Genomic DNA, 21,304 nt, shown 5'->3' on the forward strand with positions numbered 1-21,304 from the left:
CTTGAAAGACAACGGGTTACTCAGTTTTCACACATAAGTCACACGTTTAAGGAGAAGTACAATGGAGATTACCACTCTTCAGATTGTGCTGGTGTTTATCGTAGCCTGTATTGCCGGTATGGAGTCGGTGCTCGATGAATTTCAGTTCCACCGTCCGCTGGTCGCCTGTACCTTAATTGGTCTGGTACTGGGTGATATGAAAACCGGTATTATTATCGGTGGTACCCTTGAAATGATCGCGCTGGGTTGGATGAACATCGGTGCGGCGGTTGCGCCCGATGCGGCTCTTGCGTCGATTATCTCCACCATTCTGGTTATAGCCGGACACCAGGGCATTGGTTCCGGTATCGCGCTGGCCATCCCGCTGGCAGCAGCAGGCCAGGTACTGACCATTATCGTTCGTACTATTACCGTGGGCTTCCAGCATGCCGCTGATAAGGCCGCCGAAAATGGCAACCTATCCGCGCTCTCCTGGATTCACGTTTCCTCTCTGTTCTTGCAAGCAATGCGTATCGCAATTCCTGCCGTTATCGTCGCAATCTCCGTCGGTACCAGCGAAGTGCAGAACATGCTGAATGCCATTCCTGAAGTGGTCACCAGCGGTCTGAACATCGCCGGTGGCATGATCGTGGTGGTTGGTTATGCGATGGTCATCAACATGATGCGCGCAGGCTACCTGATGCCATTCTTCTATCTGGGCTTCGTAACCGCGGCATTTACCAACTTCAACCTGGTTGCATTGGGTGTGATTGGTGCTGTGATGGCAATTCTGTACATCCAACTCAGCCCGAAATACAACCGTTCCGCAGCCCCAGCGCAGGTTGCTGGTTCTAACGATCTCGATAACGAATTAGATTAATAGGTGAGCGAAATGGTTGATACCACCAAAACAACGACTACCGAGAAGAAACTCACCCCAGGTGATATTCGTGGCGTATTCCTGCGTTCTAACCTGTTCCAGGGTTCATGGAACTTCGAACGTATGCAAGCGCTGGGCTTCTGCTTCTCCATGATTCCGGCAATCAAACGCCTGTATCCTGAGAATAACGATGCTCGTAAACAAGCGATTAAGCGTCACCTGGAATTCTTTAATACCCATCCATATGTGGCCGCTCCAGTTCTGGGCGTTACGCTTGCGATGGAAGAACAACGTGCGAACGGTGCAGAAATTGATGATGGTGCCATTAACGGTATCAAAGTTGGTTTGATGGGGCCGCTGGCGGGCGTGGGCGACCCAATCTTCTGGGGTACTGTACGTCCGGTATTCGCAGCACTGGGTGCCGGTATTGCGATGAGCGGTAGCCTGTTAGGTCCTTTGTTGTTCTTCATCCTGTTCAACGCAGTACGTTTGCTGACTCGTTATTACGGTGTGGCTTACGGGTATCGCAAAGGGATCGATATCGTTAAAGATATGGGCGGTGGCTTCCTGCAAAAACTGACAGAGGGGGCGTCAATTCTCGGCCTGTTTGTCATGGGGGCGCTGGTTAACAAGTGGACGCACGTTAACATACCGCTCGTCGTGTCGAAGATAACCGACCAGACTGGCGCAGTTAAAGTGACTACGGTTCAAACGATTCTTGATCAGTTGATGCCTGGCCTCGTTCCACTGCTGTTAACCTTTGCTTGTATGTGGCTGCTGCGTAAGAAAGTCAACGCGCTGTGGATTATCATGGGCTTCTTTGTTATCGGTATTGTCGGTTACGCAATCGGCCTGCTGGGTCTGTAATAAGCTTGTGAATTTAACCGGGGGTCAGTCCACCTGCCCCCGGTTTTTTATTGTAGAAAGGGTTTGGTTATGACGTTAACGGATATAGTCTTGCTTGTGTTCATTGTTCTGCTACTTGCCTGGGCGGTTTACGATGAATTCATCATGGATAAGCTCAAGGGCAAAACGCTTCTTAAAATCACCCTGCTTCGCCGCAACCGCATCGACAGCACCATCTTTGTGGGGCTGGTTGCAATCCTCATCTATAACAACGTGACCACTCACGGCACCCCCCTCACGACGTGGTTATTATCTGCACTGGCTTTGATAGCTATTTATATTTCCTGGATTCGCCAACCTAAATTGCTGTTCAAAACAGAAGGCTTCTTCTTCGCAAATGTCTGGATTTTATATTCCAGAATTAAAGAAATGAATTTATCTGAAGACGGCGTACTGGTTATGCAATTAGAACAGCGACGCTTGCTCATCCGGGTGAAAAATATTGATGATCTTGAGAAAATTTATAAATTAATGATTGATAATCAATAGATTGCAAACATAGCAAAGACTATATTTTATATAGTATCTGAGGCTAATAAAATATAGCCGATGCTATTTCGCACAGTTTGCATGTTGTTATTTTAACCTTTTATTTACCTATTAAAGTAAATGAAAATCGTTATCATTTAAATGTCAAGAATAATAGCTTTCAATTATTGTTTTATCTTTGAAAAATATGTTAAGGTTGCGCCCGTCGTTGGGGAGTAGCCGATTTTCACGCCCGTGAAAATGTACATGTCAACATACTCGTTCTAAGAACGTGGCATGTACGACTCAGATTCTGAGTAGGCGAGACCATAGGCACGTTACCATCATTTAAGTTGGGGATGGCTAGCGTGTATATGGATATTCCCAACTGAGGCGTTTGCATGAATCTCTCCGCTACAATTATTCTCGCTTTTGGCATGTCGATGGATGCTTTTGCTGCATCAATCGGGAAAGGTGCCTCGCTCCATAAACCTAAATTCTCTGAAGCCTTACGTACCGGTCTTATCTTTGGTGTAATCGAAACACTCACCCCACTTATCGGCTGGTGCCTGGGTCTTTTGGCAAGCAAAGTCGTGCTGGAATGGAACCATTGGGTCGCCTTCATTTTGCTGGTGTTTCTCGGCATCAGAATGATCTACGAAGGTGTGCGGGGTAACGATGATGAAGATGCGCCAAAACTGCAGCGCCACGGTTTCTGGCTGCTAGTCACGACCGCAATTGCCACCAGCCTTGATGCGATGGCCGTGGGTGTGGGTCTTGCCTTCCTGCAAGTCAATATTATTGAAACCGCGTTGGCGATTGGCTGCGCGACCATGATCATGTCCACGCTGGGTATGATGCTGGGCCGCTTTATTGGCCCGATGCTTGGGAAGCGCGCCGAAATCCTCGGCGGCCTGGTGCTTATCGGGATTGGCTGTCAGATCCTGTACAGCCATTTCAGTACCTTAAGCTAAGGTTTCGCGTCGCCAGACGCGAACAACAAAATCCGTTTCGCAATTGAATGCCGTTTCAGCCGCTAAGGCTTGCCACACTTCCGGGCGTGCTCGCCAGGCAAACGGCGTCATTTGCAGCAAGGCAACCACTTCGCTACCTTGCAACGTCATCGTCCAGCCAATACTTTGCACATGTTCCACCACAAAGCCCGGCAAGGCTTCAGCTTCGCTGCTGTGTAGCATCACATTGTCATAGATTTGGCCTTTAAGCTGCATTAAATGGCGTGGGCCAGGTGTCGCAGTGATGACAATGCCACCGGGTTTTACAACGCGAGCGAGCTCTTCGGCTTTGCATGGTGCAAAAATTCGGACTACCGCATCCAGGCTATTATCTGCAAACGGCAAACGATGACTCGATGCGACGCAGAACTGTACCTGCGGATAACGTTTCGCTGCATAGCGAATCGCTATTTTGGCGACATCTAATCCCCATGTGGTGCCACTTTTTTTTGCGACAACCTGCGCAAAACCGGCTGTGTAATACCCTTCTCCACAACCAATATCCAGCAAGGTAACCGGAGCGGCTTGCTCAAGTTGCAGGCAAATAGCCTCGCGCAAAGGCTGGTAATGTCCGGCATCGAGAAATGCTCTACGCGCCTGCATCATTTCGCTGCTGTCACCTGGATCCTTAGAACGCTTATGCTGAACGGGCAGCAAATTCACGTACCCTTCTTTCGCTTTATCGAATTGATGGCCATCTGGGCAAAGAAAACTCTTCCCAACGGCTGCAAGCGGCGCATGACAAAGCGGGCAAAGATAGGACATGGGAACTCCAGGCAATAATAAAGGGCGCAAGTGTAACGCTAAACGCCCTGTTTCGAAAAGCCACTAACCGGCTGAGTTATCTGCGATGGGCTTATTTAACACCATTAAATTGGGGTCACCCTCGGATAAACCATCGGGTTTAATATTTTCCAGACGCAAGACCTCGCTCATAATCTGGCTAAATACCGGAGCCGAAACGGCCCCGCCATAGTAAGCCCCATTTTCTGGATCGTTAATCACGACGACCAATGCAAAGCGCGGGTTGCTGGCTGGCGCTACACCTGCGGTGTAAGCAATATATTTATTGATGTACTTACCATCATCGCCAATCTTTTTGGCCGTGCCCGTTTTTATCGCCACTCGATATCCGCGAACAGCCGCTTTTACACCGCCCCCACCCGGTAACGCCACGCTTTCCATCATATGTTCAACCTGATGAGCAATGACTTCCGGCATAACCCGTTGCCCAACAACAGGAGGGTCAACGCGGGTAATCGACAGCGGTCTGGATATCCCATAGCTGCCGATGGTTGCGTAAACATGGGCGAGTTGTAGCGGTGTGACCATCAAACCGTAGCCGAAGGAAAAGGTTGCTCGATCCAGCTCTCCCCAGAATTTTCGATGCGGCAGAAAACCGCTGGATTCCCCCGTCAGACCCAGCCCTGTCGCGGAACCAAAGCCAAAGTTTTGATAAGTATCCAGTAGTTTTTGGATAGGCATTGCCAGAGAAAGACGTGATACCCCGGTGTCGCTCGATTTTTGCAAAATCCCCGTCAGAGTCAGCTGCGGATAAAAACCCACATCCCGAATGCGATGCCCGTCTATTGTATACGGATGGGTATCTACAACGCTGTCCGGTTGCACAATGCCTTGTTGCAAGGCGGTCATAACGACCATTGGTTTGACGGTTGAACCGGGCTCAAAAGTGTCACTTATTGCCCGATTACGGAAATCGTTCAACGTAGCGCCTTCACGGTTATTCGGGTTAAACGTCGGGCAACTTGCCATCGCCAGCACTTCACCGGTATTAACATCAAGGATGACCGCTGCGGCAGATTCGGCTTTATTCCATGATACCGCGTTGCTTAACGCATCCTCAGTCACCGTTTGCAGGCGCTCATCAATGCTTAGCATCAGGTTATGTGCGGGGCTTGCCGGATTTTCGGTAATATTTTCAATGACGTGACCATGTCGGTCTTTACGGACTAATCGCTCACCCGCCCTCCCTGTAAGCTGGCGGTTGAAACTCTTCTCAATGCCTTCAATGCCCTGGTCATCAATATTTGTAAAGCCAAGCAAATTCGCCGCGACATGTCCCGCGGGATAAAAACGACGTGACTCATCGCGTAATGAGATCCCCGGCAGTTTTAAACTCTCAATATATTGAGCCTGTTGTGGGTCAAGTTGACGGGCAAGGTAGATAAACCTGTCGGAAGGATTACGTCGAATACGAGCGGCAATGTCATTAAGAGGCATATTCAGCGTCGTCGCAAGCGCCTGCCAGCGGCTATTCACTTGCACGCCACCTTTTTCCATCACCGTTTTGGGATCGGCCCAAATAGCTTTTACCGGTACGCTGACTGCCAATGGCCGGCCAGTACGGTCTTCAATCATACCGCGAGGAACCACAATCGGTTCTTCACGTAGAGAACGCATATCTTCCTGCTTCACAAGATTATCTGGCGAGATGATTTGCAACCAGGCTACGCGCCCTAATAAAAACATCAGACACATAAAAATTGCGATGCAAAGTAGAGTAAAACGCCACTGAATAAAGTTACCCATGATTCCAGGGGCAATTTTTCTCACGTTCAATCCTTAACAACAACTAAGCGATTGAAAATTTAAACATAATGGTGAAATTAACCGGACAGGAACAGTGCTACAAGATGCGCTGCTTTGCTACAAAACATAACTGAGTACGAGTTGTAGAAACATATAGAAAAGGAGTGATCAGATTTCAAACATGAAAAAGCCCCGCTACAAGAGCGGGGCTTTCATCAAAATTTGGCGTTATTCGCGCCAGGTCTAATTCAACGGAATTAGATAGCAGTTACGTTAACTGCTGCTGGGCCTTTCTGGCCGTCCTGGATTTCGAACTCAACGTTCTGGCCTTCAGCCAGAGTTTTGAAGCCGTTACCCTGGATTGCAGAGAAGTGAACGAACACGTCTTTGCTGCCGTCAGCAGGAGTAATGAAACCAAAACCTTTAGACTCGTTGAACCACTTAACTTGACCTTTAATCTTTGCCATTTTGCAAAATTCCTTAGATTGTTTTCTTTGCCCGAAGGCATAACTTAGCTAAAACAGAGACATTACTGCATGAGGCACTAATATAAGGCTCGGCAGAGAAGCGGTATTCAACGTCAACGTGTTTACTCAGAACTTCTTTACTGAAAATGCCACACATAAACAGAACTGTACCTCGTTTAACCCAACGTGTTATCACATACAACGCAATCAATGGCAAGCCATTTTTCGGTGTGTATCGATCTGTCGCACAGATTCTGAAACTCATATTGTTCACCAATATGAAATGCACAAAATGTGCATAAAATTAACAGCGAACAAATGTGACTCAGAGCCTACTGCCGATGACCGTAGACAACATTTTTACCATAGCCCAAACCTATCTATTCGTCCAGACGAAGTGCGAAAAAGACGACATAGTAGACATTATCTTTATGATTTTTTTAGCATAGCTATTCAAAAAACGAGCAATGCCGTACGTCTCAAGAAAAATCGAAATAGGAGAATGAAATAGCTCGATTGCCAGAATGAATAAAGCTTGAGCAGTAAGCTATTTATATTGCACCAAAATAATGAACGTTTAATGACACCCTGCTTCACGAAGAGGCAATAAAAACGTTTCGCTATATTAGTCATATAAAATAATTATCTTAGCTTGTCACAAATAACACTTTAACTTTCTGGATAATATTTAAACTATTATTTTAAGAAAGGGTAAACTTTGACCAATACGGAGAGGTGTGAAGAACCGGCTTTGGTCATCATTGTTATCCAGAGCTTGCAACAACTCTTGTGGCGGCATATCCAGTGATTCATCGGCCAGCTCAAACACCCCCCAGTGAATAGGAACCGCAAAAGGTCTGTTCAACTGTTGCCATAGCGCAACTGCCTGCTGCGGATCCATATGATGGCTACTCATAAACCAGCGTGGTGAATAGGCGCCAATCGGAATCATCGCAACATCTAAAGGGCCCCTGCTAAGTGCGATGTCTGCCAGACTTGCGGTATAGCCGGTATCACCACTAAACCAAACTCGTAAACTTTCGCATTCGATTATCCAGCCGCACCATAAACTGCGATTACGGTCCCAGAACGAACGCATGCTCCAGTGTTGCGCAGGCACTGCGGTGAATGTCATCAACTGCCAGCTAAAGCTCTGACCCCAATCCAACTCAGTCACACAACGAATTCCTCGGCGGAGAAACCATTGCTTCAGCCCCAGTGGGACAAAGAAACGTGTCTGTGGAAAACGACAGGCAATCTGACGAACGGTAGCACTGTCCAGATGATCATAATGATTATGCGAAATCAGAACCGCATCGAGTTGGTGCAATTCATTGATGCGTAATGGAGGGGGAGTCTTACGTTGTGGGCCTGCAAAAGAGAGCGGCGAGGCTCGCCGGGAAAAGACAGGGTCAGTCAGTAAATATCGGCCATTGATGCGCAACATAACGGTTGCATGGCCTAACCACCATACACGGTTGTCGTGCCCTTTGAGTTCAGCCTTTTGCCACCACTTTTTAATGAAGGCTGCATAGCCCCCATCAGGTGGATGGGGCAATCCCTGTTCTTTCCGCTCTCTTCGCCAACGCTCAACATCACCCGATTTCCGTAAGTGAGGTTCCAGATTACGAAAACCGTCAATCTGATGATGAGATTTTAGGGGATCAAACCAGGGATTCTTCCAACGCATGAGTCACTCCATAGCGACACAAACGTGTGCGTCAGGATTAACGTTCAGCCACCAGACGAATAAAATCATCGTCCTGCGCGTCTTCTTCCTTAATCTCTTGCGGTTCTTCCTTCACGACTTCCGGTTCATTGGCTTCACACAAACGGCGTAACAGCGCATTTTGTCGTTTCTGTTGATCCAATAACTCTTCAAGCAGTTCGATCTGCTCATTACTACGACTACTCGCACGGTTAACAAAGAACCACATTACGAGGCCGATAACCAGCACCACCAGGGAGACTGTCAGGGACACGATATTCAACGCGCCAACACTTAATTCGTTCATCTTACCACCTCAGTAAAACGCGCTATTCTACACCTGCCGCGCCTTAAGGTAAGCATCATGCGGATAAAAAGAGTCTACCAGGGAATAAATTTGTTAATCGTGCAGATGCCGCTGAAAAATTGTACATCTTGATCGCACATCACGTTGACCATCTGAGTCCAGAGTAGCAAGCAGACGAAAAAAACTGCAACTAAGATGAACCACCTGTACTTTTTCACTGCATTCTCCACATTATAAGTTCTTGTAGATAAGTCTGGCATAAGCAACCTAAACCAGGCATCACTCAACGCATATATTCTTTCAGAATCATCATATTGATACCTGAACGTTACCCGCTACGCTAAACACTCTAATAAAGTAATAATAAGAGGTATTTATGCATATTGTGATCCGCACTTTTCTTGTAATCGTGCTGCTGTGGATCGGTTTGCTGCTCTCAGGGTACGGCGTGCTGATTGGGAGCCATCAAAATGCAGCGGGTTTAGGGCTGCAATGCAAGTATCTCACTGCACGAAATATTACTACTGCGCAATTCATTCATAGTGAGAGCGGGATTATCGGACTCAGCGATTGCCCTGTATTGCGTAAAAGTGACAAAGTGATTGATGACGGGCAGTAGAAAAGCGAAGGAAAAAACGCCGCGTTTAAGCGGCGTTTTTTATCAGAATGGATATTCGTGGTAACCCATTTGCACAGAGATTGTCCGTGCAGCGTCGTGCAACATCGCGACATATTCGTGAAGACGATCTTCAGAAAAACGCAGCGTTGGGAAAGAAATACTTAAACCCGCAATCACAACACCAAAGCGGTCAAATACAGGAACGCCGATGCAGCGCAATCCTTCTTCTTGTTCTTCGTTATCTTCGCCATAACCTTGCTTGCGAACAGTATCCAGAACATCTAACAATTCGTCAGTGCTGGTAATGGTACGTTCAGTGCTGCGGGTGTATTCCACTTCAGCAAGAATTTCACGGACTTCTTCACGATCGCGCCATGCCAGAAGCACTTTACCAATTGCGGTACTGTACAGCGGGTTACGACGACCAATGCGCGAGTACATACGCAAGTTGTACATTGAGTCAATCTTGTGGATATAGACAATACTGTCTTCATCCAACGCACCCAGGTGGATTGTCTCTTTTGTCAGACGCGACAGTTCGCGCATCTGGATGTCTGCACTACGAATCAAATCAACGTTTTGCAACGCACGTGCGCCAAGCTCGAACAGCTTGAGCGTAAGCGAGTATTTCTCAGACTCACCTTCCTGGGCAACATAACCCAGGGATTTCATTGTCTGTAAAAAGCGATAGACGGTGCTTTTTGACATCATTACGCGTTGCGATAATTCAGTAATACCAATTTCGCGTTCTTCGCCAAGAGCCTGTAAAATGCCAAAAACTTTCAGGACAGAAGAGACAGAATCAGGTTGTTTATCCAGATCTGCGATTGCCATTAAATCACCTCGATCGCATTTGTTTTATAAAAATCAGAACTGGTTTTTAGTATAAATTGACTACCATGTCATCGCAACGGATCTATTCTATTTCGTTACGAATCTGCGACATATCCCGTAAATTTAGTGCTATTATTATTTCTCCCCGAATATAGCCTCCGTGAAGCCTTACTTTCCTATGGATAAAACTCTTGCTGATGGGCTGCCATTACCGCTGCGCTATGGGGCTATTTTAGCCATTGCGCTAGGTATTACCATGGCAGTACTTGATGGTGTCATCGCCAACGTCGCCCTTCCCACCATTGCCCGAGAACTCAATGCCAGCCCGGCAGAGTCCATCTGGATTGTGAACAGTTACCAAATTGCGATAATTATTTCGTTACTATCAATGTCATTCCTGGGTGATATTTTTGGCTATCGACGGGTATATCAGTGCGGGTTGATTCTATTTTGTGTGACTTCCCTTTTTTGCGCCTTATCGAATTCGTTACCAATGCTGACATTTGCTCGCGTATTGCAGGGGTTTGGCGGTGCGGCATTAATGAGCGTTAATACCGCGCTCATTCGGCTTATTTATCCGCAAAAATACCTTGGTCGCGGCATGGGAATTAACTCGTTTATTGTTGCTGTTTCATCTGCTGCCGGGCCAACAATTGCCGCTGCCATTCTTTCCGTGGCTTCCTGGAAATGGTTGTTTTTGATTAACGTACCGATTGGCATCGTAGCACTCTTACTGTCTTTGCGTTTCCTGCCGCCAAATCAACAAAAATCACAGGGCCAACGCTTTGATATTCCAAGCGCCATCATGAATGCCTTAACATTTGGCTTGCTCATCTCTGCAATCAGTGGCTTTGCACAGGGGCAGCCAGGGTGGCTTATTCTCTCTGAATTGTTGGCCTTAGTCGTCATTGGTTTCTTCTTTATCCGTCGCCAGTTGCAGCTGCCTTTCCCATTGCTACCTGTGGATTTATTGCGTATCCCCGTATTCTCATTATCTATGGGAACCTCAGTCTGTTCCTTTGCCGCGCAAATGTTAGCGATGGTTTCGCTCCCCTTCTTTTTGCAATCAGCCTTGGGCCGCAGTGAAGTTGAAACGGGGCTGCTTCTCACTCCGTGGCCCATTGCGACGATGATAATGGCCCCTATTGCAGGTCATCTTATTGAGCGGGTACATGCAGGTCTATTGGGTGGGATCGGGCTGACCATTATGGCATGTGGTCTCTTTGCATTGGCACTCTTGCCACATAACCCTTCAGATATCGACATTATATGGCGGATGCTTTTGTGTGGGGCCGGCTTTGGCCTGTTCCAGTCGCCTAATAACCACACCATTATTTCTTCTGCACCACGCCATCGCAGCGGTGGCGCCAGCGGCATGTTGGGCACGGCACGGTTATTAGGTCAGAGCTGTGGTGCAGCCCTGGTGGCATTGATGTTCAACCTTTTCACCACTCACGGAACACACGCCTCTTTGTTACTGGCCGGTAGTTTTGCCACCGTCGCGGCCATCATTAGCAGTTTACGAATATCACAACCCGCTGCTTCGCAGGCATAAAAAAAGCGTGCCAGCGATGGCACGCTTTTTTATTACCGCTCACGACTACTTAAGGTATTCGCCGTTACGCAGCGCTTCAATACGTTTGTCCAACGGCGGGTGGGTCATGAACAATTCGCTCATGGACTTCGCCTTACCATTAATACAAAACGCCATCATGCTGCTAGCTTCTTGCGGTTCATAGCTGGTTTTCAGACGCTGCAACGCGGCAATCATTTTTTCACGACCGACCAATTTGGCAGATCCGGCATCAGCGTGGAATTCACGGTGACGTGAGAACCACATGGTGATGATGCTCGCCAGAATACCGAATACCAACTCCAGTACCGTCGCAATCGCAAAATAGACAAACGGGTTACCGTTGCTGCTTTCACCTTCATCCCGGTTACCTGACAGGAAGCCAGAAGCCACCTGCGCGATGATTCGGGAAATGAAGATAACGAAGGTGTTCACCACACCTTGAATCAGCGTCATCGTGACCATGTCGCCATTCGCGATATGGCTAATTTCGTGAGCAATAACCGCTTCAGCTTCGTCACGACTCATGTTTTGCAACAGACCCGTACTCACCGCGACCAGTGAGGCATTACGGCGTGCACCGGTTGCAAAGGCGTTAATATCCGGCGCATGGTAAACCGCCACCTGTGGCATGGCGATACCTGCCTGCTGTGACTGCTGACGAACCGTTTCCATCAGCCAGCGCTCAGTTTCGTTACGTGGCTGCTCAATCACTTCCCCACCAACTGAACGTAACGCCATCCATTTGGACATCAGTAACGAGATGATTGAACCACCAAAGCCAAACAACACCGCCATGATCATCAGACCCTGCACGCTGCTCGACTGGATCCCCGTCAGGCTTAGCACTAGCCCGAAAACGACCATGACTGCAAGGTTGGTCAACAGGAAAAGCCCGATACGCATCATAATTTTCTTTTTACCTCGGTTAAAAATACGCATTCTGCGTTACCCCACATCGTAGGGGCAAGCTTGCTATTTTCAAGCATTCATCGTGACCAAGTCGTTAATAATACATAACTTTACATTCAAGAAGAGATTGGTTTACGCGGCTTGATAGAGGTAAAAAAAACAGGCACAAAAATTTGTGCCTGTTGGGGAGTTACTTAGCAGGAGTCGGTTGCTCGGAGGATTTATCTTGCTGCATTTTTGCAAGATCCAGCGCGATATGAACCGTTTCATCGAGATAAGGATCAGGTTCTTGATAATCCTTTGGTAAGTCATCCAGTTTCTTCAATGGTGCTTTACCTTCTCTCTTGTAGCGATCGTTTATACGAGCCAGACGCGTCGCATCATCTTCCTGGTTTTCTTTCTCACGTTGAGCAAGATTCAGAGAGACAATATTGCGCTTCTCTTTCAGGGCATTGAAACGAGCAATGTCCTTCATGATGTACTGGAACTCAGGATCGGCTGCAATTCGGTCCTGGTGCAGTTTAAGCAGTTGCGGCTCAAACGGAGTCAGATCGCCTGACTTGACGTAAGTTGCGGCATTAATGCTATCCCACGGGAGCGCATTATCTTCGAACTTCTCGCCAGTTTCGGTCTCTTCAGTGCCGGTTGGCATCAAGACATCTGGCGTAACACCTTTACGTTGAGTACTTCCGCCATTAATGCGGTAGAACTTCTGGATAGTGTATTGCACAGAGCCTAAAGCAGGCCACTCAGGGCGCAGCATCTGGTCATAAATGCGGTTCAGTGAACGATATTGCTGAACAGTGCCTTTACCAAAGGTCGGCTCACCGACAATCAGTGCACGGCCATAATCCTGCATCGCTGCAGCGAAAATCTCAGATGCTGAAGCACTAAAACGGTCAACCATAACAACCAGCGGACCTTTGTAATACACAACACCATCGGTATCGCTGTCTTCACGCACTTTACCGTTGTTATCACGAACCTGAACGACTGGGCCACCAGGAATAAACAGGCCAGAAAGTGAGACGGCTTCGGTCAATGCACCGCCACCGTTAGAACGCAGATCGATGATCACGCTCTTCACGTTCTGTTTTTCCATCTTCTGCAACTGGACTTTGACGTCATCCGTCAAACCAACATAGAAGCCCGGAATATCCAACACGCCGACTTTATCTTTGCCGACCGTTTTAATGGTGAGTTTGACCGCACGATCTTCAAGACGGATACGTTCACGCGTTAACGTGACGATGCGTGTTTTCGTCCCTTTGCCAGCAGGTAAGACTTCCAGACGAACCTTGCTGCCTTTTGGTCCTTTGATCAGCGCAACCACATCATCAAGACGCCAGCCAATCACATCGACCATGGCTTTGCCGGTTTGGCCTACGCCAACAATACGATCACCGACGGTAATCGCTTTGCTTTTCGCCGCCGGACCGCCCGCAACCATTGAGTTGATAACGGTATAGTCGTCATCCATTTGCAGAACCGCACCAATACCTTCCAGAGACAAACTCATCTCCGTATTAAATTGCTCGGTATTGCGTGGTGACAAATAGTTGGTATGCGGATCGATTTCGTGGGCAAAAGCGGTCATTGCCAGTGAGAAAACATCTTCGCTGTTGGACTGCGCCAGTCGACGAATCGCAAACTGATAGCGTTTGGTTAGCGTTTCACGAATCTCCTGATCGGTTTTACCGGTCAGCTTCAAGCTCAACTCGTCAAACTTAACTTTGCTGTCCCACAGGGTATTTAACTCTGCAACGCTTGCAGGCCACGGCGATTTGCTGCGATCCACATTGAAGGTGTCATTGCCGGTGAAATCCATCGGCTTTTCCAGCACCTTCAGCGCGTATTGATAGCGTTCAAAACGACGCGTCTGGGCCAGATTGTAAAGATCGTAAAATACGTCCAGTTTGCCGGTGCGCAATTCATCGCCAATCTGTTTTTTCCGCGACACAAACTGCTCAACGTCGCTGGCGAGCAGTACGTTGTGGCTAAAGTCGAGGAGATTGAGATAGCGATCGAAAATTTTTGCGGAAAAATTTTCATCCAGATCAAACTGACGATAATGCGAACGAGTGAAGCGTGAAGTTACACGCTCACTCACCGTAGCATGCTGCGTCTCTTCCTTTAACTGCGGGATTTGATCAGCGCGCGTTATGTTTTCGACGGCCAGTGCGCTACCTGCAAGAAACAACAGACTAGCGACAGCCGTACGCTTAAAGAGTTTGTTCATGCCCGGGTCTGGCCTCCGTTTCAGAACTGCAAGTGTTCTGCGCGTACGATCATTGCCATACCAGAAGTTAGCTGTACACGGACGCCATCTTTGGTAATTTCCAGTACGGTGGCATCCATCGCGTTATTACCCGCTTTGACTTTGATTGCCTGACCCACCTGCAAAGCAGAAATGTCCGTAACCGGAGTGCGTTTTTCTTCACGCGGAGCCTGAGGAGCCGGTTTTTCAGCACGTGGTTTACGCTCTGTTGTCTCTGGACGACGCGGAGCAGGACGAGGCTTGCGATCACGACGAGGTTTTTCGGTAACGGTTTCACCGTTAGCCGCTGCCGCTTCGCGTTTTTTCGCTTGCTGTTCTGCACGCTGTGCCTGAACACGAGCTTTTGCTTCTTCAAGCTGCTTACGAGCATGCTCAACGTGCTGCTCATCGAGTTCACCACATGGGTTACCGTCGAGATCAACACGGGTCGCGCCGACTTTGATACCGTACAGGTAGCGCCAGCTTGAAGTATAAAGACGTAACGCGGAACGAAGTTGAGTTTTACTGAGGCTCATCTCCCCTTCAACGCGTGCGACTAAGTCCTGGAAGATACCAATCTTCAGGGGGCGGGCTTCACCTTCAGCGCTAAAGCACTGTGGGAAACGCTCTGCCAAAAAGGCGATGACTTCTTTGCTACTATTCAACTTAGGTTGATTTTCCATGAAATTTCCTGATTACAACGGAATTGCCAACAATCCGCAGGCATGAACAGGCGACATTATAATGACGCTATCAGCAAATGCCACGTTATCCGTTGTTTATCATGCTATCGAGTGAAGAATTTTTTAAAATCCGTGTCGGCAAGCGTCAGCGAAAGCTGCGTTACCAGTTTAGATAAGCCGAGTTGGTCTTCTGGTGTAAAGCGACCAAACTCAGTGCTATCAATGTCCAGAACCCCGATTAATTCGCCATTTACTGCTAATGGCAGAACAATTTCGGAATTGCTGGCAGCGTCACAGGCGATGTGACCATCAAAAGCATGCACATCTTCGACGCGCTGAATGCTATGGGTAGAAACCGCTGTACCGCATACGCCTTTACCGACCGGAATGCGCACACAAGCAATTTTCCCCTGGAAAGGCCCCAAAACCAGCGTGTCACCTTCCAGTAAATAGAACCCTGCCCAGTTCACGCCTTCAAGACGTTCAAACAACAATGCGCTGGTATTTGCCAACGTTGCCAGAAAACTTGTTTCACCTGCCATTAACGCACTGAAATCGCGGTTCAGGTCCGCGTAAAATTGTTCTTTGTTCATTGATTAACCATAGTCTGTTGTCTTACTTAACTGCATAGCATAGTAAAATAAGCATTAAATGCGTTATGCCACAAGGTGTATCATTCCATGAATTAATATACGCTTAACGAATATTTAGTTTTCCGATGAGATGCACCAATGCGCCAACGGTATTCCCTGCATACGATGACACATGAAAATACACGCTATTAGCCATGCTGTACCGCAGGCACGTTATCAGCGTTGCCCCCAATGCGATACACTTTTCTCATTACCGTTGGTTAAATCGTCACAGAGCGCGTACTGCCCCCGTTGTGACGCAAAAGTGTTCCATGGCCGCGACTGGTCACTCACTCGTCTGGCGGCGATGGCGATTGCGATGTTGTTACTGATGCCCGTTGCCTTTTCGGAGCCACTGGTCCGTATCTATTTATTAGGTACACGCATCGATGCCAACCTGTTTCAGGGTATCTGGCAGATGACCAGCCAGGGCGATCCTCTGACGGCCGCAATGGTCATGTTTTGTGCCGTAGGAGCTCCTGCCACGCTTGTCGCCGGTATTATCTATCTCTATTTCGGTAATATTCTGGGGATGAACTTACGCCCGGTGTTACTGATGCTGGAGAAGCTCAAAGAATGGGTCATGCTCGATATTTATCTGGTCGCCATCGGCGTGGCCTGTATCAAAGTCAGAGAATTCGCATTCATCCAGCCCGGACTGGGTTTGGTGGCGTTTATCGCGCTTGTCGTGTTGAGCTTATTAACCCTGATTCACTTGAACGTGGAGCAACTGTGGTCGCGATTCTATCCACAACGCCCTCCTCGCGCCTGGAATGCGCAACTGCGCGTGTGCCTCGCTTGCAATTTCACTGGCGTACCGGATAAACGTGGGCGTTGTCCCCGTTGCCATGTGCCATTACGAGTACGCCGTCGCCATAGTTTGCAAAAATCGTGGGCGGCATTAATCGGCTCGTTAATTCTTTTACTGCCCGCCAACTTGTTGCCGATTTCGATTCTCTACGTCAATGGCTCGCGCCAGGAAGACACCATCCTTTCTGGTATTATTTCCCTTGGCAACAGTAATGTTGCCGTGGCAGCAGTGGTTTTCATTGCCAGTATTCTGGTGCCCTTCACCAAAGTTATCGTGTTGATTTCATTGTTGATAAGCATTCATTTCAAATGCGAACGAGGGCTTAGAACACGCATAGTATTGCTACGCTTTATTACCTGGATTGGCCGCTGGTCTATCCTCGATCTCTTTGTTATTTCGCTTACGATGTCGCTGGTTAATCGCGATCAGTTATTGGCATTCACTATGGGACCGGCTGCGTTTTATTTTGGCGCAGCGGTTATTTTAACTATTCTTGCAGTTGAATGGCTGGATAGCCGACTACTTTGGGACGCACATGAGTCAGGAAATGCCCGCTTCACCGACTGAAGCGCGAATTAAAACTAAACGCCGAATTTCGCCCTTCTGGTTGTTGCCAATTATCGCCTTAATGATTGCCAGTTGGCTCATCTGGTCGACCTGGGAAGAACGCGGCACCACAGCGACCATTGATTTCCTTTCAGCCGACGGCATTGTGGCCGGGCGAACACCTGTACGTTATCAAGGCGTAGAAGTGGGTACGGTGCAAAGCATCAGTCTCAGCAAAGACTTGCGCAAAATAGAAGTGACAGTCAGTGTCAAAAGCGACATGAAAGATGCGTTACGCGAAGATACCCAGTTTTGGTTGGTGACACCCAAAGCGTCACTGGCGGGTGTTTCCGGTCTGGATGCTCTGGTTGGCGGTAACTATATCGGCATGATGCCGGGCAAAGGTAAACCGCAAGAACACTTTACCGCGTTAGATACCCAGCCAAGATACCGCCTTAATAATGGCGAGCTGATGATTCATCTTCATGCGCCGGACTTAGGCTCGCTCAATAGCGGTTCGCTGGTTTATTACCGCAAAATTCCGGTGGGTCGGGTGTATGACTACACCATTAACAACAATAACCAGGGCGTAACCATTGATGTACTGATTGACCGTCGATTCACTAAACTGGTGAAAAAAGGCAGCCGATTCTGGAACGTATCGGGTGTTAAGGCCGATTTCAGCCTCTCCGGTGCTCAGGTTCAGCTAGAAAGCCTCGCGGCCTTAGTGAACGGTGCAATTGCCTTTGACTCCCCGGAACACTCCGCCGAGGCCAAAGCGGAAGATGAATTCGGTCTGTATGAAGATCTGGCACACAGCCAGCGTGGCGTCATCATCGATCTGGATTTGCCTAACGGTAGCGGCTTAAAAGCTGGCTCGACGGCGCTGATGTATCAGGGCCTGGAAGTGGGTACGCTGACTAAGCTCACCCTCAATCCTGGTAGCACGGTGACCGGCCAAATGACCGTTGACCCGAGTGTCGTCAACCTGATGCGCACTGGAACGCGCATTGAGTTACGCAACCCTAAAATCTCGCTCAGCAATCCCAATCTCAGCAGCCTGTTAACCGGCAGTACCTTTGAATTGGTGCCGGGAGAAGGTGAACCGCAAAATCATTTTGTGGTATTCGCAAGCGATAAAACGCCGCTGCAACAACCGAACGTTCTGACGCTAAACCTGACAGCCCCTGAAAGTTACGGTATTGATGCGGGTCAGCCGATTATTCTCCATGGCGTGCAAGTGGGGCAAATTCTTGAACGCACCCTGTCTGCCAAAGGCGTCACCTTCTCAGCCGCCATTGAACCCGAATATCGCAAGCTGATTCAGGGCGACAGTAAATTCGTCGTCAACAGCCGTTTTGATGTCAAAGTCGGTATCGACGGTGTCGAATTTTTGGGGGCCAGCGCCGGCGAATGGGTGAATGGCGGAATCAGGATTATTCCGGGCAACAAAGGCGAGATGAAGAAGAGTTATCCGCTGTACGCCAACCTGGAAAAAGCCGTAGAAAATAGCCTGAGCGACCTGCCGACAACAACATTGACGCTAACCGCCGCCAGCCTGCCAGACATTCAAGCCGGCTCCGTGGTGCTGTACCGTAAATTCCAGGTCGGCGAGATTATTAGTGTGCGTCCGCGCGCTAATAGTTTTGATATCGACGTGAATATCAAGCCGGAATACCGCAATCTGCTGACGGCCAACAGCGTGTTTTGGGCTGAAGGCGGCGCACGTGTACAACTCAACGGCAGTGGTTTGACAGTACAAGCCTCTCCACTTTCTCGTGCTCTTAAAGGGGCGATCAGCTTTGACAACCTCAGTGGTGCAAGTGTCGGCCAGAAAAAGGGTGACAAACGCATGCTGTACGCGTCCGAAACGGCTGCACGTGCCGTCGGTAGTCAGATTTTGTTGCACACCTTTGATGCCGGGAAACTGTCTGCGGGCATGCCGATTCGCTACCTGGGAATTGACATTGGGCAACTTGAGTCTCTGAATCTTACGCAATCGCGTAGCGAGGTCGAAGCTAAAGCCGTGCTCTATCCAGAATTTGTGGACACGTTTGCTCGTAGCGGTACTCGCTTCTCCGTTGTGACGCCGAAAATTTCAGCCTCAGGTGTGGACAATCTCGACACCATTCTTCAGCCATATATCAACGTTGAACCAGGACGTGGCGCGCCACGGCGTGACTTCGAGCTGCAGGAAACCTCTATCACCGACTCCCGTTACTCCGACGGCCTGAGCATTGTGCTGGAAGTACCTGAAGCGGGTGCGTTAAGCATTGGTACGCCTGTTCTGTTCCGTGGTGTGGAAGTCGGGACAGTGACCAGTTTAACTCTTGGCAATCTTTCTGATCGCGTCATGGTCGGTTTGCGAATCAGTAAGCGCTTCCAGCATTTGGTGCGCGATAGCTCAGTGTTCTGGCTTGCGTCGGGTTACAGCCTTGATTTTGGCCTGACAGGCGGTGTCGTAAAAACCGGCACCTTCAGCCAGTTCATTCGTGGCGGTATCGCATTCGCAACGCCGCCAGGCACACCACTGGCACCAAAAGCCGAAACCGGTAAACACTTCTTGCTCGAGGAAAGTGAACCGAAAGAATGGCGCCAATGGGGTACTGCGCTACCACGTTAACACCAGCGCCCCGGTTTCTCGCCGGGGCGTTTGTGCTACACTGCGCCCTTCTCTTTTTTCTGGACTTCCTTCGTGGCTCATTCTCAAAACGCCTTTCTCCCGCAAGCCTTTCTTGATGTTATTCGCGATGCACTCCCGGCAGATCAAACGCTCGAAAGTTTTATCGATTATTGCCAGCGCCCCCTGCGCCGCAGTCTGCGCGTTAATACACTCAAGATTTCGGTCAGCGATTTTCTTGACCTTGTCGCCCCTTATGGCTGGCATCTGACGCCCGTTCCGTGGTGTGCAGAAGGGTTCTGGATTGAGCGGGATGACGAAGAAAGTCTGCCTCTTGGCTCCACGGCGGAGCATTTAAGCGGCCTGTTTTACATTCAGGAAGCCAGTTCCATGTTGCCGGTTGCCGCCCTGTTTGCTGACGATAATCATCCGGAACGCATTATGGATGTCGCCGCAGCACCCGGTTCAAAAACCACGCAAATTGCCGCGCGCATGGGCAATCACGGCGCGATCCTCGCCAACGAATATTCCGCCAGCCGGGTGAAAGTACTGCACGCCAATATCAGCCGTTGCGGAATCAGCAACGTCGCGCTGACCCATTTTGATGGCAGAGTCTTTGGCGCAGCCCTTCCGGAGTGCTTTGATGCGATATTGCTCGATGCGCCCTGCTCAGGCGAAGGTGTGGTGCGCAAAGATCCGGACGCGCTACGTAACTGGACGCCCGAAAGCACCTCCAGTATCGCTGATACACAACGTGAACTCATCGCCAGCGCATTTCATGCACTTCGTCCGGGTGGCACACTGATTTACTCCACATGCACATTAAACCGCGAAGAAAATCAGCAGATTTGCCAATGGTTGCTTGATGAGTGGCCTGATGCAGTCGAAATCGCGCCGCTTAACGATTTGTTCCCAGAGGCAGGAAAAGCTATTACGGCAGAAGGCTATCTGCATGTTTTCCCGCAGATTTATGATTGCGAAGGTTTTTTCGTTGCACGACTGCGTAAAACATCATCGGTCGATGCCCTGCCAGCGCCGGGGTATAAAGTAGGTAACTTCCCGTTTAGCCCTCTGCATGGCAAACAAGCGGCTGAAGTCACCGCTGCTGCCAAAAAATCAGGAATCAGCTGGCAAGATGACCAACAGCTCTGGCAGCGCGATAAAGAAATTTGGTTATTCCCAAAAGAGATTATTTCTTTAATCGGCAAGGTTCGCTTTTCGCGAATTGGCTTGCGCCTGGCAGAGCAGTACAACAAAGGATACCGTTGGCAGCACGAAGCCATTATCGCGCTGGTACCCGGTGATTCCCCACTGGCATTTGCTCTTACAGAATTTGAGGCCGATGAATGGTATCACGGGCGCGATATTTATCCTGACGTGACACCGTCACTTAACGAGGTCATTGTTACCTGGCAAGGCCAACCCCTTGGTCTGGCTAGAAAGGTTGGATCGCGGCTGAAAAACAGTTACCCGCGTGAACTGGTTCGGGATGGAAAGCTGTTCGCGTCAAAGAACTGAAACACAAAAATATCGTCGCCA

Annotated in this window: 21 protein-coding genes and 1 riboswitch; of the genes, 9 read left to right on the forward strand and 12 right to left on the reverse strand. The window is 49.0% G+C overall.

The window, feature by feature from the left end; translation table 11 throughout:
* The first annotated feature begins 61 nt into the window (after positions 1-61).
* The 4 genes from BSPA111_RS01935 to mntP all read left to right on the forward strand — a co-directional run bounded on the left by BSPA111_RS01935 (position 62) and on the right by mntP (position 3,207).
* Positions 62-859, forward strand: coding sequence for a PTS mannose/fructose/sorbose transporter subunit IIC (locus tag BSPA111_RS01935; protein WP_183269532.1), 798 nt, complete (start codon positions 62-64; stop codon positions 857-859).
* Positions 860-871: 12 nt separating this feature from the next.
* The gene (locus BSPA111_RS01940) at positions 872-1,726 is read left to right on the forward strand and encodes a PTS mannose transporter subunit IID (RefSeq protein WP_034495941.1); all 855 of its coding nucleotides are present in this window, start codon (positions 872-874) and stop codon (positions 1,724-1,726) included.
* A gap of 69 nt (positions 1,727-1,795) precedes the next feature.
* Positions 1,796-2,254, forward strand: a complete 459-nt coding sequence (locus BSPA111_RS01945) for a DUF986 family protein (protein WP_183269533.1) — start codon at positions 1,796-1,798, stop codon at positions 2,252-2,254.
* Between the two features lie 198 nt (positions 2,255-2,452).
* Positions 2,453-2,552: riboswitch (yybP-ykoY riboswitch) on the forward strand.
* 82 nt (positions 2,553-2,634) lie between these two features.
* Entirely contained in the window at positions 2,635-3,207 is a 573-nt protein-coding gene (gene mntP / locus BSPA111_RS01950; protein ID WP_183269534.1) for a manganese efflux pump MntP, read from the forward strand.
* Here mntP and rlmA read toward each other — a convergent pair.
* The 7 genes from rlmA to mgrB all read right to left on the reverse strand — a co-directional run bounded on the left by rlmA (position 3,199) and on the right by mgrB (position 8,496).
* Positions 3,199-4,011 (reverse strand): 23S rRNA (guanine(745)-N(1))-methyltransferase, encoded by an 813-nt coding sequence (gene rlmA / locus BSPA111_RS01955; protein WP_183269535.1) that lies wholly within the window; start codon positions 4,009-4,011, stop codon positions 3,199-3,201. The two genes, mntP and rlmA, sit on opposite strands and share 9 nt — an antisense overlap.
* A 63-nt stretch (positions 4,012-4,074) precedes the next feature.
* Entirely contained in the window at positions 4,075-5,796 is a 1,722-nt protein-coding gene (gene ftsI, locus BSPA111_RS01960; RefSeq protein WP_183270263.1) for a peptidoglycan glycosyltransferase FtsI, read from the reverse strand.
* Between the two features lie 257 nt (positions 5,797-6,053).
* Positions 6,054-6,263, reverse strand: a complete 210-nt coding sequence (cspE, locus tag BSPA111_RS01965) for a transcription antiterminator/RNA stability regulator CspE (protein WP_001062678.1) — start codon at positions 6,261-6,263, stop codon at positions 6,054-6,056.
* 13 nt (positions 6,264-6,276) lie between these two features.
* Entirely contained in the window at positions 6,277-6,420 is a 144-nt protein-coding gene (locus BSPA111_RS01970) for a DUF2627 domain-containing protein (protein WP_074388558.1), read from the reverse strand.
* 531 nt (positions 6,421-6,951) lie between these two features.
* On the reverse strand, positions 6,952-7,953 hold the full coding sequence (locus BSPA111_RS01975) for an MBL fold metallo-hydrolase (protein WP_183269536.1): 1,002 nt from the start codon (positions 7,951-7,953) through the stop codon (positions 6,952-6,954).
* A 37-nt stretch (positions 7,954-7,990) separates the two neighbouring features.
* Positions 7,991-8,278, reverse strand: coding sequence for a YebO family protein (locus BSPA111_RS01980; protein WP_183269537.1), 288 nt, complete (start codon positions 8,276-8,278; stop codon positions 7,991-7,993).
* Between the two features lie 74 nt (positions 8,279-8,352).
* Positions 8,353-8,496 carry a PhoP/PhoQ regulator MgrB gene (gene mgrB / locus BSPA111_RS01985; RefSeq protein ID WP_121815636.1) on the reverse strand — a complete coding sequence of 48 codons (144 nt, stop codon included), beginning with the start codon at positions 8,494-8,496 and terminating at the stop codon, positions 8,353-8,355.
* 158 nt (positions 8,497-8,654) lie between these two features.
* Here mgrB and BSPA111_RS01990 point away from each other — a divergent pair, with 158 nt between their 5' ends.
* Positions 8,655-8,897 carry a YobH family protein gene (locus tag BSPA111_RS01990; RefSeq protein ID WP_183269538.1) on the forward strand — a complete coding sequence of 81 codons (243 nt, stop codon included), beginning with the start codon at positions 8,655-8,657 and terminating at the stop codon, positions 8,895-8,897.
* A 42-nt stretch (positions 8,898-8,939) separates the two neighbouring features.
* Here BSPA111_RS01990 and kdgR read toward each other — a convergent pair whose 3' ends face one another.
* Positions 8,940-9,731 carry a DNA-binding transcriptional regulator KdgR gene (kdgR, locus tag BSPA111_RS01995; RefSeq protein WP_183269539.1) on the reverse strand — a complete coding sequence of 264 codons (792 nt, stop codon included), beginning with the start codon at positions 9,729-9,731 and terminating at the stop codon, positions 8,940-8,942.
* 178 nt (positions 9,732-9,909) lie between these two features.
* On the opposite strand from kdgR, the gene BSPA111_RS02000 reads away from it, so the two are divergent.
* Positions 9,910-11,286, forward strand: a complete 1,377-nt coding sequence (locus tag BSPA111_RS02000; RefSeq protein ID WP_183269540.1) for an MFS transporter — start codon at positions 9,910-9,912, stop codon at positions 11,284-11,286.
* Positions 11,287-11,331: 45 nt separating this feature from the next.
* Here the strand turns inward: BSPA111_RS02000 and htpX are convergent, their stop codons facing one another.
* The 4 genes from htpX to BSPA111_RS02020 form a co-directional block, all read right to left on the reverse strand.
* The gene (gene htpX, locus BSPA111_RS02005) at positions 11,332-12,213 is read right to left on the reverse strand and encodes a protease HtpX (RefSeq protein WP_183270264.1); all 882 of its coding nucleotides are present in this window, start codon (positions 12,211-12,213) and stop codon (positions 11,332-11,334) included.
* A gap of 193 nt (positions 12,214-12,406) precedes the next feature.
* Positions 12,407-14,455 carry a carboxy terminal-processing peptidase gene (prc, locus tag BSPA111_RS02010; RefSeq protein ID WP_183269541.1) on the reverse strand — a complete coding sequence of 683 codons (2,049 nt, stop codon included), beginning with the start codon at positions 14,453-14,455 and terminating at the stop codon, positions 12,407-12,409.
* A 20-nt stretch (positions 14,456-14,475) separates the two neighbouring features.
* Positions 14,476-15,156, reverse strand: coding sequence for an RNA chaperone ProQ (gene proQ / locus BSPA111_RS02015; protein ID WP_183269542.1), 681 nt, complete (start codon positions 15,154-15,156; stop codon positions 14,476-14,478).
* Positions 15,157-15,260: 104 nt separating this feature from the next.
* Entirely contained in the window at positions 15,261-15,749 is a 489-nt protein-coding gene (locus tag BSPA111_RS02020) for a GAF domain-containing protein (protein WP_183269543.1), read from the reverse strand.
* Between the two features lie 172 nt (positions 15,750-15,921).
* On the opposite strand from BSPA111_RS02020, the gene yebS reads away from it, so the two are divergent.
* The 3 genes from yebS to rsmF all read left to right on the forward strand — a co-directional run bounded on the left by yebS (position 15,922) and on the right by rsmF (position 21,283).
* Complete coding sequence (gene yebS / locus BSPA111_RS02025; RefSeq protein ID WP_183269544.1) at positions 15,922-17,166, forward strand: membrane integrity lipid transport subunit YebS; 1,245 nt, start codon at positions 15,922-15,924, stop codon at positions 17,164-17,166.
* On the forward strand, positions 17,135-19,768 hold the full coding sequence (locus BSPA111_RS02030) for a PqiB family protein (RefSeq protein WP_183269545.1): 2,634 nt from the start codon (positions 17,135-17,137) through the stop codon (positions 19,766-19,768). Before yebS ends, BSPA111_RS02030 begins: the two co-directional genes overlap by 32 nt.
* 72 nt (positions 19,769-19,840) lie before the next feature.
* Positions 19,841-21,283 (forward strand): 16S rRNA (cytosine(1407)-C(5))-methyltransferase RsmF, encoded by a 1,443-nt coding sequence (rsmF, locus tag BSPA111_RS02035; RefSeq protein ID WP_183269546.1) that lies wholly within the window; start codon positions 19,841-19,843, stop codon positions 21,281-21,283.
* The last annotated feature ends 21 nt before the right edge of the window (positions 21,284-21,304 follow it).

The sequence above is a fragment of the Buttiauxella sp. A111 genome, from assembly GCF_014189855.1.
GTDB lineage: Bacteria > Pseudomonadota > Gammaproteobacteria > Enterobacterales > Enterobacteriaceae > Buttiauxella > Buttiauxella selenatireducens.

Coding starts and splice junctions, on each gene's coding strand:
- BSPA111_RS01935 (WP_183269532.1), top strand. CDS start 62: ATGGAGATTACCACTCTTCAGATTGTGCTGGTGTTTATCGTAGCCTGT.
- BSPA111_RS01940 (WP_034495941.1), top strand. CDS start 872: ATGGTTGATACCACCAAAACAACGACTACCGAGAAGAAACTCACCCCA.
- BSPA111_RS01945 (WP_183269533.1), top strand. CDS start 1,796: ATGACGTTAACGGATATAGTCTTGCTTGTGTTCATTGTTCTGCTACTT.
- mntP (WP_183269534.1), top strand. CDS start 2,635: ATGAATCTCTCCGCTACAATTATTCTCGCTTTTGGCATGTCGATGGAT.
- rlmA (WP_183269535.1), bottom strand. CDS start 4,011: ATGTCCTATCTTTGCCCGCTTTGTCATGCGCCGCTTGCAGCCGTTGGG.
- ftsI (WP_183270263.1), bottom strand. CDS start 5,796: ATGGGTAACTTTATTCAGTGGCGTTTTACTCTACTTTGCATCGCAATT.
- cspE (WP_001062678.1), bottom strand. CDS start 6,263: ATGGCAAAGATTAAAGGTCAAGTTAAGTGGTTCAACGAGTCTAAAGGT.
- BSPA111_RS01970 (WP_074388558.1), bottom strand. CDS start 6,420: ATGTGTGGCATTTTCAGTAAAGAAGTTCTGAGTAAACACGTTGACGTT.
- BSPA111_RS01975 (WP_183269536.1), bottom strand. CDS start 7,953: ATGCGTTGGAAGAATCCCTGGTTTGATCCCCTAAAATCTCATCATCAG.
- BSPA111_RS01980 (WP_183269537.1), bottom strand. CDS start 8,278: ATGAACGAATTAAGTGTTGGCGCGTTGAATATCGTGTCCCTGACAGTC.
- BSPA111_RS01990 (WP_183269538.1), top strand. CDS start 8,655: ATGCATATTGTGATCCGCACTTTTCTTGTAATCGTGCTGCTGTGGATC.
- kdgR (WP_183269539.1), bottom strand. CDS start 9,731: ATGGCAATCGCAGATCTGGATAAACAACCTGATTCTGTCTCTTCTGTC.
- BSPA111_RS02000 (WP_183269540.1), top strand. CDS start 9,910: ATGGATAAAACTCTTGCTGATGGGCTGCCATTACCGCTGCGCTATGGG.
- htpX (WP_183270264.1), bottom strand. CDS start 12,213: ATGATGCGTATCGGGCTTTTCCTGTTGACCAACCTTGCAGTCATGGTC.
- prc (WP_183269541.1), bottom strand. CDS start 14,455: ATGAACAAACTCTTTAAGCGTACGGCTGTCGCTAGTCTGTTGTTTCTT.
- proQ (WP_183269542.1), bottom strand. CDS start 15,156: ATGGAAAATCAACCTAAGTTGAATAGTAGCAAAGAAGTCATCGCCTTT.
- BSPA111_RS02020 (WP_183269543.1), bottom strand. CDS start 15,749: ATGAACAAAGAACAATTTTACGCGGACCTGAACCGCGATTTCAGTGCG.
- yebS (WP_183269544.1), top strand. CDS start 15,922: ATGAAAATACACGCTATTAGCCATGCTGTACCGCAGGCACGTTATCAG.
- BSPA111_RS02030 (WP_183269545.1), top strand. CDS start 17,135: ATGAGTCAGGAAATGCCCGCTTCACCGACTGAAGCGCGAATTAAAACT.